General features: G+C 37.8%; 13 protein-coding genes. 8 read left to right on the plus strand and 5 right to left on the minus strand.

Annotated features, from left to right (window positions below; translation table 11 throughout):
- Positions 1–182 precede the first annotated feature (182 nt).
- From ACKVEV_RS18975 to ACKVEV_RS18995, 5 genes are all read left to right on the plus strand, one after another.
- The gene (locus ACKVEV_RS18975) at positions 183–1310 is read left to right on the plus strand and encodes a LuxR C-terminal-related transcriptional regulator (RefSeq protein WP_409367767.1); all 1128 of its coding nucleotides are present in this window, start codon (positions 183–185) and stop codon (positions 1308–1310) included.
- 165 nt (positions 1311–1475) lie between these two features.
- Positions 1476–1736 carry a transposase gene (locus ACKVEV_RS18980; protein ID WP_409367768.1) on the plus strand — a complete coding sequence of 87 codons (261 nt, stop codon included), beginning with the start codon at positions 1476–1478 and terminating at the stop codon, positions 1734–1736.
- Between the two features lie 107 nt (positions 1737–1843).
- On the plus strand, positions 1844–2470 hold the full coding sequence (locus ACKVEV_RS18985) for a hypothetical protein (RefSeq protein ID WP_409367769.1): 627 nt from the start codon (positions 1844–1846) through the stop codon (positions 2468–2470).
- Between the two features lie 177 nt (positions 2471–2647).
- Positions 2648–3691: a zinc-dependent alcohol dehydrogenase family protein gene (locus ACKVEV_RS18990; protein ID WP_409367770.1), complete on the plus strand. Its 1044-nt coding sequence runs from the start codon at positions 2648–2650 to the stop codon at positions 3689–3691.
- 356 nt (positions 3692–4047) lie between these two features.
- Positions 4048–4596, plus strand: a complete 549-nt coding sequence (locus ACKVEV_RS18995; RefSeq protein ID WP_402926907.1) for an RNA polymerase sigma factor — start codon at positions 4048–4050, stop codon at positions 4594–4596.
- 131 nt (positions 4597–4727) lie between these two features.
- On the opposite strand, the gene ACKVEV_RS19000 is transcribed toward ACKVEV_RS18995, so the two are convergent.
- The 5 genes from ACKVEV_RS19000 to ACKVEV_RS19020 all read right to left on the minus strand — a co-directional run bounded on the left by ACKVEV_RS19000 (position 4728) and on the right by ACKVEV_RS19020 (position 9407).
- On the minus strand, positions 4728–5171 hold the full coding sequence (locus ACKVEV_RS19000; protein WP_409367771.1) for a MarR family winged helix-turn-helix transcriptional regulator: 444 nt from the start codon (positions 5169–5171) through the stop codon (positions 4728–4730).
- A gap of 23 nt (positions 5172–5194) precedes the next feature.
- Positions 5195–5599 carry a transcriptional regulator Spx gene (gene spx / locus ACKVEV_RS19005; protein ID WP_409367772.1) on the minus strand — a complete coding sequence of 135 codons (405 nt, stop codon included), beginning with the start codon at positions 5597–5599 and terminating at the stop codon, positions 5195–5197.
- A 745-nt stretch (positions 5600–6344) separates the two neighbouring features.
- Positions 6345–7910 (minus strand): ribosomal protection-like ABC-F family protein, encoded by a 1566-nt coding sequence (gene abc-f / locus ACKVEV_RS19010; protein WP_409367773.1) that lies wholly within the window; start codon positions 7908–7910, stop codon positions 6345–6347.
- Positions 7911–7965: 55 nt separating this feature from the next.
- Positions 7966–8151 (minus strand): SE1832 family protein, encoded by a 186-nt coding sequence (locus ACKVEV_RS19015; protein WP_409367774.1) that lies wholly within the window; start codon positions 8149–8151, stop codon positions 7966–7968.
- Positions 8152–8360: 209 nt separating this feature from the next.
- Positions 8361–9407 carry a PseG/SpsG family protein gene (locus ACKVEV_RS19020; RefSeq protein WP_409367775.1) on the minus strand — a complete coding sequence of 349 codons (1047 nt, stop codon included), beginning with the start codon at positions 9405–9407 and terminating at the stop codon, positions 8361–8363.
- A gap of 193 nt (positions 9408–9600) precedes the next feature.
- Here ACKVEV_RS19020 and ACKVEV_RS19025 point away from each other — a divergent pair, with 193 nt between their 5' ends.
- The 3 genes from ACKVEV_RS19025 (at position 9601) to ACKVEV_RS19035 (ending at position 15036) form a co-directional block, all read left to right on the plus strand.
- On the plus strand, positions 9601–10437 hold the full coding sequence (locus ACKVEV_RS19025) for an oxidoreductase (protein WP_409370589.1): 837 nt from the start codon (positions 9601–9603) through the stop codon (positions 10435–10437).
- A gap of 131 nt (positions 10438–10568) precedes the next feature.
- On the plus strand, positions 10569–11123 hold the full coding sequence (locus ACKVEV_RS19030) for an NADPH-dependent FMN reductase (RefSeq protein WP_409367776.1): 555 nt from the start codon (positions 10569–10571) through the stop codon (positions 11121–11123).
- 130 nt (positions 11124–11253) lie between these two features.
- Complete coding sequence (locus ACKVEV_RS19035; RefSeq protein WP_409367777.1) at positions 11254–15036, plus strand: AAA domain-containing protein; 3783 nt, start codon at positions 11254–11256, stop codon at positions 15034–15036.

Here is a 15036-nt window from a genome sequence, read left to right on the forward strand (position 1 = left end):
TAGACGCCATTATTTCTCGTTTTATAATTACCTTAGGATCCAAAAGTATTCGTATTGTTTAGCGCTACCTTTATTGTACTATCGCCAATTTGAAATACTATCCTATAAGATGCTGTATAATATAGTGAGTGAATATCCTCCATATATAGGGGGATTATTAGTGTGAAGGAGAAGAATTTCCTATGACGCATCCATTTCAGTCAATTGAAGAAGTAACACTTCAAGAGTTTGTGTTATTTATTAAAATTCATCATAAGCAAATTGAGGAGAATGTAAATATTTACCTTAATCTTGAACCAGCTATAGCTGAATCAGAACGAAAAAGAGCAGCCTTGCTACTTGATTCATTTTTACGTTTACTGACACATACCAACATTGATGAATTAAATGGTGAAGATAATTATTTTAATACGTGGCTGCAATCGCAATTATCCATTATTGATAGAAAGAGCTTTCATTTATTCCAATTACTATTTGAAAAATCATTGATTACTTTTATGATTCAACAAAAGAGTAGTCGAACGAATGCCGTCTTAATGTATGTATTATCATTATTTTTATCTCTCGTACAGCTTTACTATGACGGGGAGGGAGAAAATAAAAGTAGTATCAGACTTTTTGAAAATCAGCAATTAAGACATTTACAGTTATTAGATAAGCTAGATAAATTGCTTATCAGTTCCTCCGGCTATCAAGATTTAGCCTATATTTTAAACAAATGTGAAGCGTATTTTAACTATAAAAGATGCGTATTTTACGCATATGTCCCATGGTCCAATCAGTTTTATGGCGTGATTGGTGCGGAGCTTCCTAAAGTGCAAAGTATGAAAGGGGAGCTAACTGGAGAAAACGCTATTCTTAGTTCAAGAAAACCCATTTATTTAAAAAACCCAAAAAATTACGTGAAGGAGGAGCATATCGAATTATTTGGTTTATCCTCCATTATTTTTATTCCTATTATTCGACGGGATCAATTATTTGGCTGGCTAACATTTGATCAGCTGGGCGAAGAATTTGATTGTACAAAGGAAGAATTAGCTCTCCTTGAGGAAGTAGGCAAGCGTATAGGCTTATTTTTATCGCGTAAAGGCGAGAAGGTAGAGAAAAATACCGAACTTCATTTAACGGAAAGGGAGTCGATGATACTCGGCTTGCTTGCTGAAGGATATGATAATAAAAAAATTGCCAGTTTATTATTTTTAAGTGAGCATACGGTACGGGATTATGTAAGTAGTCTTATGACAAAGCTCAAAGCGAAAAATCGCACACAGGTCGTTGCCTCAGCTTTTCGAATAGGGCTGTTAAGCTAAAAAATGCGCTTCTGCTAGGAGTGCATTTTTTGTTTTTTTAATAACTATAAAACGAATAAAGAAGTTGCATAAGTAATAATTTGTATCTACCATCCTTATTTTTACACCTCCCTAGACATTCATACGGCTAGCCACTATGATAAAAAGAGAAATAGGGGGGCTTGTATGGGGAAAAAACGTTATTCACCTGACTTTAAATTAAAGCTAGTAAATCAATATCGCCTCGGCACAGCTGTCAGTAAATTAGCAAGCGAATATGGTATATCAGAAGTAACAATTTACAAATGGATTAAATTATATGCACCGGTTGATAGTGATGTCGACATGACAAAGGCAGAAGTGTTAGCCATTCAAAAAGAAAATGAACGCTTAAAGCAAGAGGTCGACATATTAAAAAAGGCTATTACCATATTCGCAACCAAATAGATGATAAAGATGTAATTGATTTTATAGAACGGGAAAGTAGAAATAAATATGCGGTTAAAGTACTTTGTGAGCTATTACATTTTCCGAAAAGTACTTACTATAGCGCATTGCACAAAAAGGCCACTGCCCGACCAGAGAAATCTCCGGAAGAGCAATTATTACAAGAAATTCAACAGATTATAACGGAAGATGGCCAACTATATAATGGTGCACAGCTTTATGACAAATTAAAAAAGCGAGGCTTTCAAGGGAGTTTGCGGAAAGTCCAGCGTGTGTTAAAAAAAGCAAAGGAAGCACCTGTGGAAGAAGTTCGAGAGCCTGTCGTAAATAGTGGCTTTGAAACAACAACAGCAAACGATAAGTGGGTCATCAATATCAGTTATGTACCAACATGGCATCAAGGGTGGGTTTATATGGCATCTGTTATCGATGTACATACAAAGAAATTAACGGGCTTTAGCTTTGATCATTCAATAAATGAAGGGTTATTTGTACAGGCATTACAGAAAGCATATGACCAATTTGCAATGCCATCTGTATTATATACTAGTCTACAGCCAAAGTTTATTGAACACTGTAAAGAAGCTTGTAGAGAAAATGACCTGACGTTACCTGCCATTGTTTTTAAAGATTATGGCTATGATGATAAATGTTTGCAAGCGATGGTGCCATTTTTAACTGGTACTGAAAATCGATTGCGTCGGGGTCATGCTTCAATAAGTAAATTACAATAAGTAAAGTGAAGAGCCTCCTTAAATGGCCTGTATAATGACCATTTAAGGAGGCTCATTTGTGTCATTAAGTTTAAAAATTAACTTATAATTGTCCATATAATTGACGTTTTTTGAAAAATTAATTATATTTAAAATGTAATATGTTTATAAAATCTATTGAGAGAGGAGACATTCTAAATGAAAGCACTAGTATTTGCAGGACCAGGTAAAAAGGAATTACGGGAAGTAGAGAAACCACGTGTTGTGAAAGACGGTGACGCAGTAGTTCGTCTTGTAAAAACAACAATTTGTGGTACAGACTTACACATTTTAGGTGGTGACGTACCTGCTGTTAAAGAGGGAACCATTTTGGGACACGAAGGTATCGGCATTGTAGAAGAGGTAGGTGCAGGCGTATCAAACTTTAAAGTTGGGGATAGAGTCATTATTTCTTGTGTCACTTCATGTGGTAAGTGTCATTATTGTAAAAAGTCATTATACGCACATTGTGAAGACGGTGGCTGGATTTTAGGTCACTTAATCAATGGTACTCAGGCGGAATATGTGCATATACCACATGCTGATAACTCTCTTTACCACATTCCTCGAGGGATATCAGATGATGCTGCTGTTATGATTTCTGATATTTTACCAACGGGTCTGGAAATTGGCGTTTTAAATGGGCAAGTATCACCTGGTGATGTAGTAGCTATCGTAGGTGCAGGTCCAATCGGGATGTCTGCATTATTAACTTCGCAATTTTATTCTCCTTCCAAAATCATCATGATTGATCTCGATGATAATCGTTTACAAGAATCCAAGAAATTCGGTGCGACCGAGACCATTAATTCACGGGATGCTCAAGTGGCAATCGATAAAATATTTGAAATGACGGAAGGTCGTGGCGTAGACGTCGCTATTGAAGCAGTCGGCTACCCTGCAACATTCGATATTTGCCAACGGATTTTATCACCGGGAGGCCGTTTAGCGAATGTCGGTGTCCATGGTAAACCTGTTGATTTGCAATTACAAGATTTATGGATTCGGAATGTTACAATTTCCACTGGTTTAGTTTCTACGAACACGACACCGATGTTAATAAAAACGTTAGAAACAGGGAGAATTAAGCCAGAAGGATTAGCGACACATCGTTATAAATTTGACGATATGATAGAGGCATATGAAACCTTCGCAAATGCGGCGAAAGAAAATGCCCTCAAAATCATTATTGATTTTGAGTAACTAGCTTAAAAAGCTCTTAAAGCGGGTAATTACTTTAAGAGCTTTTTGTTTATGATAAAAAATACGGAAAACACAAAAGGACACTCATTATAAGTAATAAATTCTTAATATTAAGAAAATTAATTTTAGACATACAATTATTGGATTTACTGTGTATACCTTGATTTGAAAGGGTGCTTTAAAAGTCATTTGGTATAAAAGAGATATAGTAGTAAAACAATTTTTACGAATATTACAAGCAAAAGCATTTAAGCTTACACGATTGTAATGAAATTGAAAGCCAATACGATAGAGTGTAATACATTATTTTGCGAGAATGTGTATAGAAGCAAGAACAAGAAGCGGAGGAATACACAATGAATGAAAAATTAGAAGGCGTATATGAGGAATATAATCGTTATATATACCACTTATGTTTAAAACTTACTCGTAATAATGTAGAGGCAGAAGACCTAATGCAAGAAGTTTGGGTAAAAGTCGTACGCTATGAAGACAGCGTTGCCGAGGTGGAACATATTAAAGCTTGGCTGACAACTATTACAATGAATACATTTAGAGATCGCTATCGAAAAAAAGTACGACGTAGTAAGTATATGATGAACCAACCTGAAACATTAGACGTACCGATATTAGATTTGGTTCCCAATAATGAGATTTCAACAGAAGAAAAAATTGAAAAAGAGATTGTGACAAAGTTAGTACAGGACAAAATGGGTCAATTAGATACAATCTATAGAAAAACTTTATGGTATTTCTACATAGACCAATATTCACTTGCTGAAATTTCTACTATTATGAAAGTATCAATCGGTACAGTGAAATCGCGTTTATTCCGTGCAAAAGCACGTTTAAAAGAAATGCTAATGGCTGACGTGTCGATCGTGGAGGCTGTGCTGCCAGCGTAATTCAAACATTGGTCGCCACAACATAACTACTTAGACGGAAGTATTCGTTCGGCCAATCTCAAAAAAGGGATGCATTGCAAACAACAATTTGCGATGCATCCTTTTTCGTGTTTCAACATAAAGTTGAACTTTTAATCTTGCCGATTGTCTACAGATAGTAAACACTTGGCAAAGATATCACGCAGTGTTTGCAGTTCTTCAGCCGAGAGCATGCCAAACATATTGTTGATAATCTCACTCACTTGTTGACGTGACTCTTCAAGTATATGTTCACCCTCGGTAGTAATAACTAACTGTGACGCTCTACGATCTGTAGCATGCTGTGTTTTTTCAATAAACCCGGCATTAATCAGCTTCGTTGTTAATACTGTGACGCCACCTGTTGTTACTTTTAAGCGCTCTGCAATTGCAGAAGGGCGCTTTGGTCCCTCCTGCGATAAGTAGTCTAAAATTAAAATATGGGATTTTGAAAAGCCGAGTGCATTATGATTATTCCACTCGTTTGCCCATTTACGCTCGATGGAAGAGACAACTTCAAACAATGAGGTAATGGCTTGTTGTTTTTCTTGATCCATATAAGGTCATCTCCAAAACTGTTTTAACTTTCTTGTGCCAATCTTGTCATCGCATTTAATTCGAAAGCACGTACTTTACGTGGAATGAAACGACGGATGTCCATCTCATTGTACCCAACTTGAATACGTTTTTCATCTATCAGGATAGGACTGCGTAACATTCTTGGATGTGCTTGAATAATTGCGTACAGCTCTTGAATAGAAAGTTGGTCAATATCAATATTAAGATTTTTAAAATCATTTGAGTTTGTAGCAATAATTTCATCAGTACCATCTTCAGTCATGCTTAAAATTTCTTTAAATTCAGCAAGTGTAAGAGGATGAGACGTAATACGTTTCTCTTTATATTCGATGTTGTGATCTTTTAACCATTTTAGTGCTTTTCTGGATGAAGAACAGCTCGCTTGTGAGTAAATTGTAACTGTCATTCTTCATTCCCCGCTTTCTTTGTTAGAGTTATATTTTATGGATATCTTATTAGTAAGTTAAATAGGTTATACATATATCTTACTAGTAAGCTATTTATAAATCAATAGATATTTAAAAAAACATTTAATAGAATATGATATTTTTTAATCTATACTAAATATACGCTTGGAACAGTGAAAAGTTTCATTAAATTAGCTTACAATCATGTAAGTTTAGAATATTTAGAATAGAGTAAATCGGAGTGCCAGGCACTCAAACAATTCTGAAAATTGTGAGTGCCAGTCACTCGAGCAATTCTGCAAAAAAAGTGACCGATGAAAATCTCCTTAAATTGCCCACAATAGTATTGCTAGAAGGATAAATTATTCACCCCTAAGTAAAAATCCGCTTAGACTCCTGCGGGAACAGCACAAAGTGTAAGACGCAACAAACGACGCGACAGCGACGGTTGCGGCTTACATTGTGCCCGCGGAAAGCAAAGCGGATTTTTACGATTTAGAATGTGCCATACATTGCAAAAAAAGCGACCGATGAAAATCTCCCTAAATTGCCCACAATAGTATTGCTAGAAGGATAAATTATTCACCCCTAAGTAAAAATCCGCTTAGACTCCTGCGGGAACAGCACAAAGTGTAAGACGCAACAAACGACGCGACAGCGACGGTTGCGGCTTACATTGTGCCCGCGGAAAGCAAGCGGATTTTTACGATTTAGAATGACATAGTATGATAAAAGGCTAGCCCCTTAGCTTTGTTGACCAGAAGTGAACCAATCTTGAACATTCCATACTTTTGTTACTAACCCTTCATAGAAATCAGGTTCATGGCTAACAAGTACGATTGTGCCTTTAAATTCTTTCATAGCACGTTTTAATTCTTCTTTTGCATCGACATCTAAGTGGTTTGTCGGTTCGTCGAATAGTAACCAGTTGGCTTCTTCCATCATGAGCTTACATAAGCGAACTTTTGCTTGCTCACCACCAGATAACGAATTAAGTGGACGCGTAATGTGATCTGTTTTTAATCCAGCACGTGCTAGTGCAGCGCGCACTTGAGCTTGCTCCATAGAAGGAAAGGCGTTCCAGACATCATCAATCGGTGTAATTTTATCGGCTTTTACTTCTTGTTCAAAGTAAGAAGGCGCTAAATAATCACCGCGAATGACCGTACCACCTAACGGATTAATTTTACCAAGCATTGTTTTCAATAATGTAGATTTACCAACACCATTCATGCCGACAAGGGCAATTTTTTCACCGCGTTCAATCATAAATGAAAGAGGGGGTAGTAGTGGTTTATCTTTATCGTAACCAATCACTAAATTTTCGGCTTCCACAACATAACGGCTCGGCGTACGTGCTTCTTTAAAACCAAATTCAGGTTTCACTGCTGTTTCAGGGCGATCAATACGCTCTAAACGATCAAGCTGCTTGGCACGAGATTTTGCACGACCAGTTGTAGAGTAGCGCGCTTTATTTTTCGCGATGAAGTCTTCTTGTTTTTTGATAAATTCTTGTTGCTTTTCATATGCATCAATATGTTGACGTTTATTGATTTCAGCTAGCTCTAAAAACTTTTCGTACGTCGCTGTATAACGCGTTAGTTTAGAAAATTCTAATTGGAAAATAACATCGACTGTCTCATTCATAAATTCCGTATCGTGGGAAATTAATAGGAATGCATGTGGATAGTTTTTTAAATAGTTTTTTAGCCACGTAATATGCTCTTCATCTAGATAGTTCGTCGGCTCATCAAGTAATAAAACTTTTGGCTTTTCTAATAAAAGTTTCGCCAGTAAAACTTTCGTGCGTTGACCACCAGAAAGGGCAGCTACATCGCGCTCCAGCCCAATAGCATCCAAACCTAAACCACGTGCAACTTCCTCGATTGTCATATCGAGTGTATAGAAATCTCCAGCATCAAGAGCATCCTGAACATCTGCCATTTGCTCTAGTAAATCTTCTAATTCTTCAGGTGTCGCTTCAGCCATTTTACCTGTAATTTCGTTTAGCTCTTCTTCTTTTTTATAAAGAGGGAGGAAGGCGTCACGCAATACATCGCGCATCGTACGTCCAGCCGTAAGCACAGTATGCTGGTCTAAATAGCCATAATGTGTGCCAGGTAACCATTCTACTTTTCCAGCGTCGTGAATAGTTTGTCCTGTAATAATTCCCATAAGTGTAGATTTCCCTACACCGTTTGCGCCGACAAGACCAATATGATCGCCTTCAACTAAACGGAAAGAAACATCTTTAAAAAGTGTGCGGTCACCGAAAGAATGACCTAAATTTTCAACTGTTAATATTGCCATAAATGTGGTTCCTCCAAAATAATTCAATTAGGTCTTGACTATAACTGCTACTCACTTATAGTGCAGCTAGTTGTTTATTTAATTCTGCTAGCTTTGCTTCCATAGTAGCAAGACGTTGTTCTGCTTTTGCGACTTGGTCGTTATGGCCTGTAGATTCAAGCTTTTCAATGTCACCTTGCAAATTCATATAATCCATTTTTAGTTCTTTAATTTGATATTCAATATCGCTTTTTGATGGCATGATTTTTAGCTCCTTTGTTGATGTATTTGTATAACGAATGCGAGTAAAAGCGATGGAGGTTTTGTTATCCCCCATCGCTTAATTGTTAAAATTAATCGGATGCTGATGCTGAGATCCCTTGAAAATACATGCCTACTTTGTAAAACAAGTAGGGCAAATGAAAGTGAAAAATTCTAGTATATTGTATCATATCCACCTTAAAAGAATCACTAAGTTGAAGCGATATTATGTCGATCATAAGCGAAATCAAGTAATAAAGATTCTAGCGTGTTGTTATTGTTCGCGAGACTTAACTGACGCTGTTTTTTCACTGCACGTTCACTGCGAGCTTCATGCAATAAAAACTCCATTACTGCGTTTTGTATTTGCGATTGTTTCATCTTGCGACCGAGACCGAGATGGATAAAGCCATTATGCTCACGAGGGAATGCGTGCAATAACTCATTCTCTGTTTGGGCGAGTGTAATACAAGGTACACCATAAGAAGCAATTTTATATGGTGTGTAGTTCGCATTGCAAATAATGACATCAGCTTTGGGTAATAATTTAAGGAGTGCGTCTTTATCACGCAAAATAGCAGTATTGCGACGACTTAATACCATCATTTGTAAGTCATCCGTCGCATGTCGATAGCTTTCATCTATCATGACTGTAATTTGTAGTGGGATTTGTAGCTGGGTTAAGTGTCGAAGCGTTCGGTATGTTAAGTTATGCTCGTCCCCATCCTCGAAAGCCACAACAATATGAGGGGGATTTTCAGGCGTTTTAAGGTCAGGTAATGGTTCTGTATGTTGAAAAGCTTCTGGTAATGCAAAGGCGAAACTCCCTCCAATATAATGAGGTGGGAAAAAATCCTTTACTTCTTGATAGAGTGCTAGTAAGACACAGTCACAGGCTTGGCCACCATCACCAAAATCATCAAAATGAATAATCGTTTTACAAAATGGTCGTAAATTTTCTACTTGCCAACTTTCCGAGTTACGACCGTCCCTCACAATTAAATCGGGTTGTATTGCCTTTATTTTTTTAGGTAATTCATCAAAATGATCGAATAGTATTGGTGAAAGATCATGATTCATTAAAATTTGAATCCCATCATTTGAAGGGGTTTTTACAAATATGAAAACTTCCTCTTGTCCAAGCAACTTAGCCAATGTTGCTACCCGCTCAAAAGGATACAGCCCTTTATCAATGCAGCTTTCAATTATGAAAACAATCGATTTTTTCGGTTTAATTGTTTGCGTTTCGTTTTGCAAATGTATCCCATCCTTTCATCTGTCTATTTAAATTATGGTCAAAAATGGGCAAGTATGTGTAAAATTTAACATTAGATAAATTATGTAGACGATAAAACTTCAAACATGGCGTTCGCTATGCCGATGAATAATAGAGAGGATAAGGTTAGTAAGCTTCTTGATGGAGGCAGATAGGAGGAGATTGACTTTGGGCATGCGTTCGGCGATTGTTGTAGGTGCCACTGGATTGACAGGCACCTCTCTAATAGAACAATTATGTGAAAATGATGACTATGTTTCAGTAATCGTTATAGCACGACGGGAACTACAATATAAGCATCCAAAGCTAGAAGTGAAAATTCGTAACTTCGATACTTTAGAAGAAAAAGATATTGAATTCGCACATGAGCTCTATTGTTGTTTAGGGACAACGATAAAAAAAGCAGGCTCACGTGAAGCGTTTGAAAAGGTTGATTTTGAATATCCGTTAGCTATTGCTTCATTGGCTAAAAAACGAGGCATTCCCCATATGCTTGTCATAACTGCGATGGGAGCGAATGAGCAATCGAGCATTTACTATAATCGTGTGAAAGGGAAGCTTGAGCAAGCGTTAATGGAGCTTGGCTTACAGCGTCTATCTATAATTCGCCCTTCACTTTTGGTTGGGCAACGTGAAGAATTTCGTTTTGGTGAAAAGCTGGGCGAAACGGTATTAAAACTTATTAAACCTTTATTAATAGGTCCATTAAAGCGTGTACGTTCCATTGATGCATCGCAGGTTGCGAAAGCAATGATCGTCATTGCATTGCATGGCAAAAAACAGCCAGTGACAATTTACGCTTCTCAGGACTTAGCTAAAATGGATTTTCCGAAAGTAGCACAGGAAGAATTACCACGTGAAGAGCTATTTAACTGGCACAAGCATAATGGGGTAGGTTCGAATGAAGAGGACAAGGTCAATCAACAGGTTATTATTAATCGAGCTAAATTTAAAGTGGAAGAAACAGTTGTAGACGAAGACGTGACGTTTAATCGACAAAATGAAAAATAGCAGACTTTCTGTTAAAATTTACATTCCGCCTAAAGACTGAATTTATTGTTTTACTTGCTACTATTCTTCCCGAGTCACTATTCATTTGTTACAATATTATTGTAGAAGATGAATGTGGAGGCAAAAAGTATATGAAAATTTTACTCGTTGATGGCACGATGTTTGGACGAAAAACTGGTGCTATTTTAGAGCAAGTAGAGCAATATATTAAAGAATTCGATGCAAGTTTCGATTTAGAAATTATGCATTTTAGTGAATATAAGCATCAAATTGTCGATGGTTCACCGTTAAATGACGATATGAAAAAAATGATTCAAAAATTTGAAGAGGCGGATGCGTATATTATTGCAACGCCGATTTTCCAAGCTTCGATTCCAGGCGTATTAAAAAATGCATTCGATTTCTTACATCCGAAAACAATGCGTTATAAGCCGGTATCGATCGTAGCAAATGGTGGCACATATCAGCACCATTTAGTCGTTGAAAATCAACTAAAACCAATTTTAGACTACTTCCGCGCACTGGTAACGCCGAACTATGTCTACACACATACATCACATTTTGATGCAAATAATAAAATTGTAGACGAGGATGTTCATAATCGTTTACGTGAAATGGCACGTGTTTTCGTTCAGTATTGTGAAATGAGCAAAACTTTACCGAAAGAAACAATAGACCAACATTAAATGACAGTCTCTAACTATAGATCCCTTGTACAGTGGAAGGAAATCACTGTGCAGGGGATTTTTCTTTGCAAGATTCCATTTACGATATGATAAAATAATACTTTAGTGAATTCGGAAAGGAGGGCAGCTCATGCAGAACATCGCTTTACTAGAGAAACAACGCTGTAATTTAATTTTGACGAATAAGGCGAAGGAGGCGGTAGAGGAATGCTCGGCAAATGAGCATGCCTTTTTTGCGTTACAAAAAACATTTACAGTCTATATTGAAAAAAGAAAAGCAAAAACAATAGGCGAAACGTTTTTATCTGTTTATTTTAATGCAGAGCACAATGAAAAATTAGATAGTGTATTGGCCGGAAAAACAGTGATTATGGATTGCGTGCTAAAAGTGGAAGGATTATTAGCAACCAATATTCGTTTTGTACATATGCGTGGTCCAGTAAGTACGAATCGTCGTTTACCGGCTGCCTTGCAATTTGTCACTAAGCCTAATAATGGCGCTGGCATTCCGCTTGATCTTCATACGAAAATAAGAGAGCTACCGATTGCTGAGGAACGCACTGAGTATGTGAAAAAGCGCATTGCCAGTTGGGAAGGCTATTTAAAAATTCAAGAACGCGATGCAACAATTGATGATATCCATGCGGAATTTAAACAAAGCTACTTTAATGAAGATTTTTCTCGACTAACGCTTGTCTGTCCATTCGTGAAGGCGAAGGAATGGAAGCAACTTGAAGGTTTAAGTGTGAGCATCCAAGGTGTACGGGGCGAAATTGGACAAGTGTTAAAAGCGAATGCTGGCAAACAAACAGTGGAAATTGACTTAAAACCATTTGCACAAGACCAGGCTCGTAAAGATCAGCTAAACTTGCGCTCAAAGCAAGCGAGCTTTAGCAATTTCGCCACACTAAGCCAAATTCGACGCTTACGCAATGGTTTTACCAAGCTCGAAAAAGGTGAAGCAGTGAATGCTAGCCTAGAGACGATATTATTTGAAAAACGACCTACTGTACGCATGGCAAAACTGCGAGATGATATTGCGTTTCATAATAATTTAAATGAATATCAACGCAAAGCTGTTATCGGTGCTTTATCAGTTGAAGATTTGTTTGTGATTCAAGGGCCTCCGGGGACAGGGAAAACAACAGTTATTTCGGAAATTTGCCAGCAAAATGTCAAAGCCGGCTTGAAAACGCTCGTTGCTTCACAATCGAATTTAGCTGTTGATAATGCATTAGGAAGACTTCTCTCCAATCAAGAAATACGAATTTTACGTTATGGTCGAACGGAAAGTATTGAAGAAGAAGGTAAAAAATTTATTGAGGAAAATGTCGCTCTCCATTGGCGTGAACAAACATTAGCAGCCGTTGAAGAGGAAATTATCGCTTTTGACGAACGTGAACAACAATTACAGGCGAATATTTCTAAAACAACAGATGAGCTAGCGAAATTGCAAGTGTGGCTTGAGGAGCTAACAAAGGAAATTGCTGCTAAAGAGCAAGCGGCAATTGACGAACCGATTTTGCAACAAGACATTCAAGCGCTAAAAAAGGAACTGAAAACGGCGAAAGCGGATAAAGACGCACATGTAGCCCAAAAAGAGCATTATGAGAAACAATTGGCACAACTGGAGTCCGCTATACAAACGCAAGAGCAGGTTTTAAGTGAGTATGATTCGCAGGAGCAGCTACAGCAATTCATTCAAGAGAGCACGAACAAAATAGAACAATGGCAAGCTGTGATGCAATATAAAGAATTACTTGACGAAAAGCAGGCGTTAACAAAGCAGTTTCAAGATATTCAAGTAAAGTATGAACAAGAAAATCAGCGTCTGCAATTATTGAAGGACAGTCAACAATATATTGAGACATTAACGTCCTTTGAGCGTATTCAACGTTTTTTACAGCATTATCAAGTCCGTCCTTCCCATGTATTAGCTCAACAAATCGCTAGATTAGAGCATTTAGAGGATGCGAAAGATTTAGAAGCTTGGGCAACCATTAATACGCGTCTACAAAAAGCAATTGCCAAGCTTGAGGCATTGGTATCCTCTGAGGAGCAAGAGCGAGCGCTTGCTAAAAGTAGACAACAGCCCGTTCAGTCGTTCTCATTACAAAATTTAACGGGTGTCTTTGCACAGTTAAATGAGTCGTTTCAAGCGGGGCAAACACCACCTGTTGAACAGTTAGAGAGCTATTTACTTGGACTGTATATGCGTCGCGATTTTGTTTGGCAAAAGGGTTCAGCACTTCGACAACAACAGGAACATAAAGATCGTGAATTTGAATCGCTACGTAAAAATATTGCGAGTTTAATACATCAAGAATGTGCTATCACAAGTTTTGATGTACAAAGTTTGCAACGACAATTACAGCCGTATTTAGCACATAGCGAGCGCCTACAGCAACTCGCTGATTCATTCCAAGTAGAAGAACTACCAGAGGAATCGGTCGAACAGTTGAAAATGGTCGTCGCGAGTACACAATCCGCTGTACAAACTGCCCGTCAACAACTGCAGGCTGTTGAGCAAGCAAATACACAGCTTTTACCAAAAAGAGCGGCACATCAAACAGCTAAGGCAAGCTTACAAGAGATTGAGGAAGAGCTAGCACAATTAGAAGAGAAAATTAAAGCGATTAATATAGAAGGTCTGAAAAAGGAAAAACAACTAACAGCGCTAACAGCTTTGCTACAAGCTACGCCAGAGCGTACATTAGAAGAAGTAAAGGAAGCTATTCAAACAGCAAATGAAAGCTTAGCAGAGCTACGTCGTAAAGAACAGCAGTTACCACTGCGTAAAAAATTACAAGAGCAATGGCGTGATAAGTTACAAAATGCAACAGAATATGATTTAGATGAAATTCGTAAATTATATGTACGTCATGCGAATGTTATCGGTACTACGTGCGTTGCTTCAGCAAGTAAGGAGTTTATGGAAAACTATCCAACCTTCGATGTCGTTATTATTGATGAAGTATCTAAGGCAACCCCTCCAGAGCTATTATTACCGATGTTAAAAGGTAAAAAAATTATTTTAGTAGGGGACCATCATCAGCTACCGCCACTTCTTGGTGATGATACGTTAGAGGAAACATTGAAAGGTATGCTAGAAGAAAATCCAAACTTCGATGGAGCACAAGAGCTAAAAAATTTACTGCGTGAGTCGTTATTTGAACGCTTATTTAATAACTTACCGTCAACACATAAGCAAATGCTTGCTTTGCAATACCGAATGCATGAAAAAATTATGCACAGTATTACACCATTTTACGCCAAGGAAGAAAACGGCTTGCAATGCGGATTACCAGATTCGGATGCAGCGCGTGACCATGGCTTAGAAGGGCAATTTGTCGATCGAGACGATCATTTGCTATGGATTGATATGCCAACTGAAAAACCATTTTTAGAGGAACAAGTTAAAGGTGAAACGAGTCGTTATAATGAAGGAGAACTACAAACAATCCGTAATATTTTAACAGACTTAAATCGTGCTGTAATGGAAGCGAAAAAGGCAGGACGCATTGCACAAGACGTACAGAAAAGTGTCGGGGTCATTAGCTTCTATGGTGAGCAAGTGAAGAAAATAAATCGTCTTCTTCAGCAAGAATTACAGTTACCACATCTCCAATTTAGAACGGGAACAGTCGATAAGTTTCAAGGGATGGAGATGGATGTCATATTAGTAAGTATGGTTCGTAATACGCCAAAGGGTGGGGATATTGGCTTTGCGAGAGATTATCGCAGGTTAAATGTCGCACTTTCTCGTGCTCGTGAACTGTTAATGCTAGTCGGCAGTGCTGATATGTTTGCCAAGCGGGCGAAACATCAAGATACACGAGATATGTACAGCAATCTATTAACGACGGTGAAATCCTACAATGGCTTACGTAATCATAATGGGCAGGTGATGTAA

The sequence above is a fragment of the Lysinibacillus sp. 38-6 genome (assembly GCF_046245175.1).
Taxonomy (GTDB): Bacteria; Bacillota; Bacilli; order Bacillales_A; family Planococcaceae; genus Lysinibacillus.

Coding starts and splice junctions, on each gene's coding strand:
- ACKVEV_RS18990 (WP_409367770.1), top strand. CDS start 2,648: ATGAAAGCACTAGTATTTGCAGGACCAGGTAAAAAGGAATTACGGGAA.
- ACKVEV_RS19000 (WP_409367771.1), bottom strand. CDS start 5,171: ATGGATCAAGAAAAACAACAAGCCATTACCTCATTGTTTGAAGTTGTC.
- spx (WP_409367772.1), bottom strand. CDS start 5,599: ATGACAGTTACAATTTACTCACAAGCGAGCTGTTCTTCATCCAGAAAA.
- ACKVEV_RS18980 (WP_409367768.1), top strand. CDS start 1,476: ATGGGGAAAAAACGTTATTCACCTGACTTTAAATTAAAGCTAGTAAAT.
- abc-f (WP_409367773.1), bottom strand. CDS start 7,910: ATGGCAATATTAACAGTTGAAAATTTAGGTCATTCTTTCGGTGACCGC.
- ACKVEV_RS18975 (WP_409367767.1), top strand. CDS start 183: ATGACGCATCCATTTCAGTCAATTGAAGAAGTAACACTTCAAGAGTTT.
- ACKVEV_RS18995 (WP_402926907.1), top strand. CDS start 4,048: ATGAATGAAAAATTAGAAGGCGTATATGAGGAATATAATCGTTATATA.
- ACKVEV_RS19035 (WP_409367777.1), top strand. CDS start 11,254: ATGCAGAACATCGCTTTACTAGAGAAACAACGCTGTAATTTAATTTTG.
- ACKVEV_RS19025 (WP_409370589.1), top strand. CDS start 9,601: ATGCGTTCGGCGATTGTTGTAGGTGCCACTGGATTGACAGGCACCTCT.
- ACKVEV_RS19030 (WP_409367776.1), top strand. CDS start 10,569: ATGAAAATTTTACTCGTTGATGGCACGATGTTTGGACGAAAAACTGGT.
- ACKVEV_RS19015 (WP_409367774.1), bottom strand. CDS start 8,151: ATGCCATCAAAAAGCGATATTGAATATCAAATTAAAGAACTAAAAATG.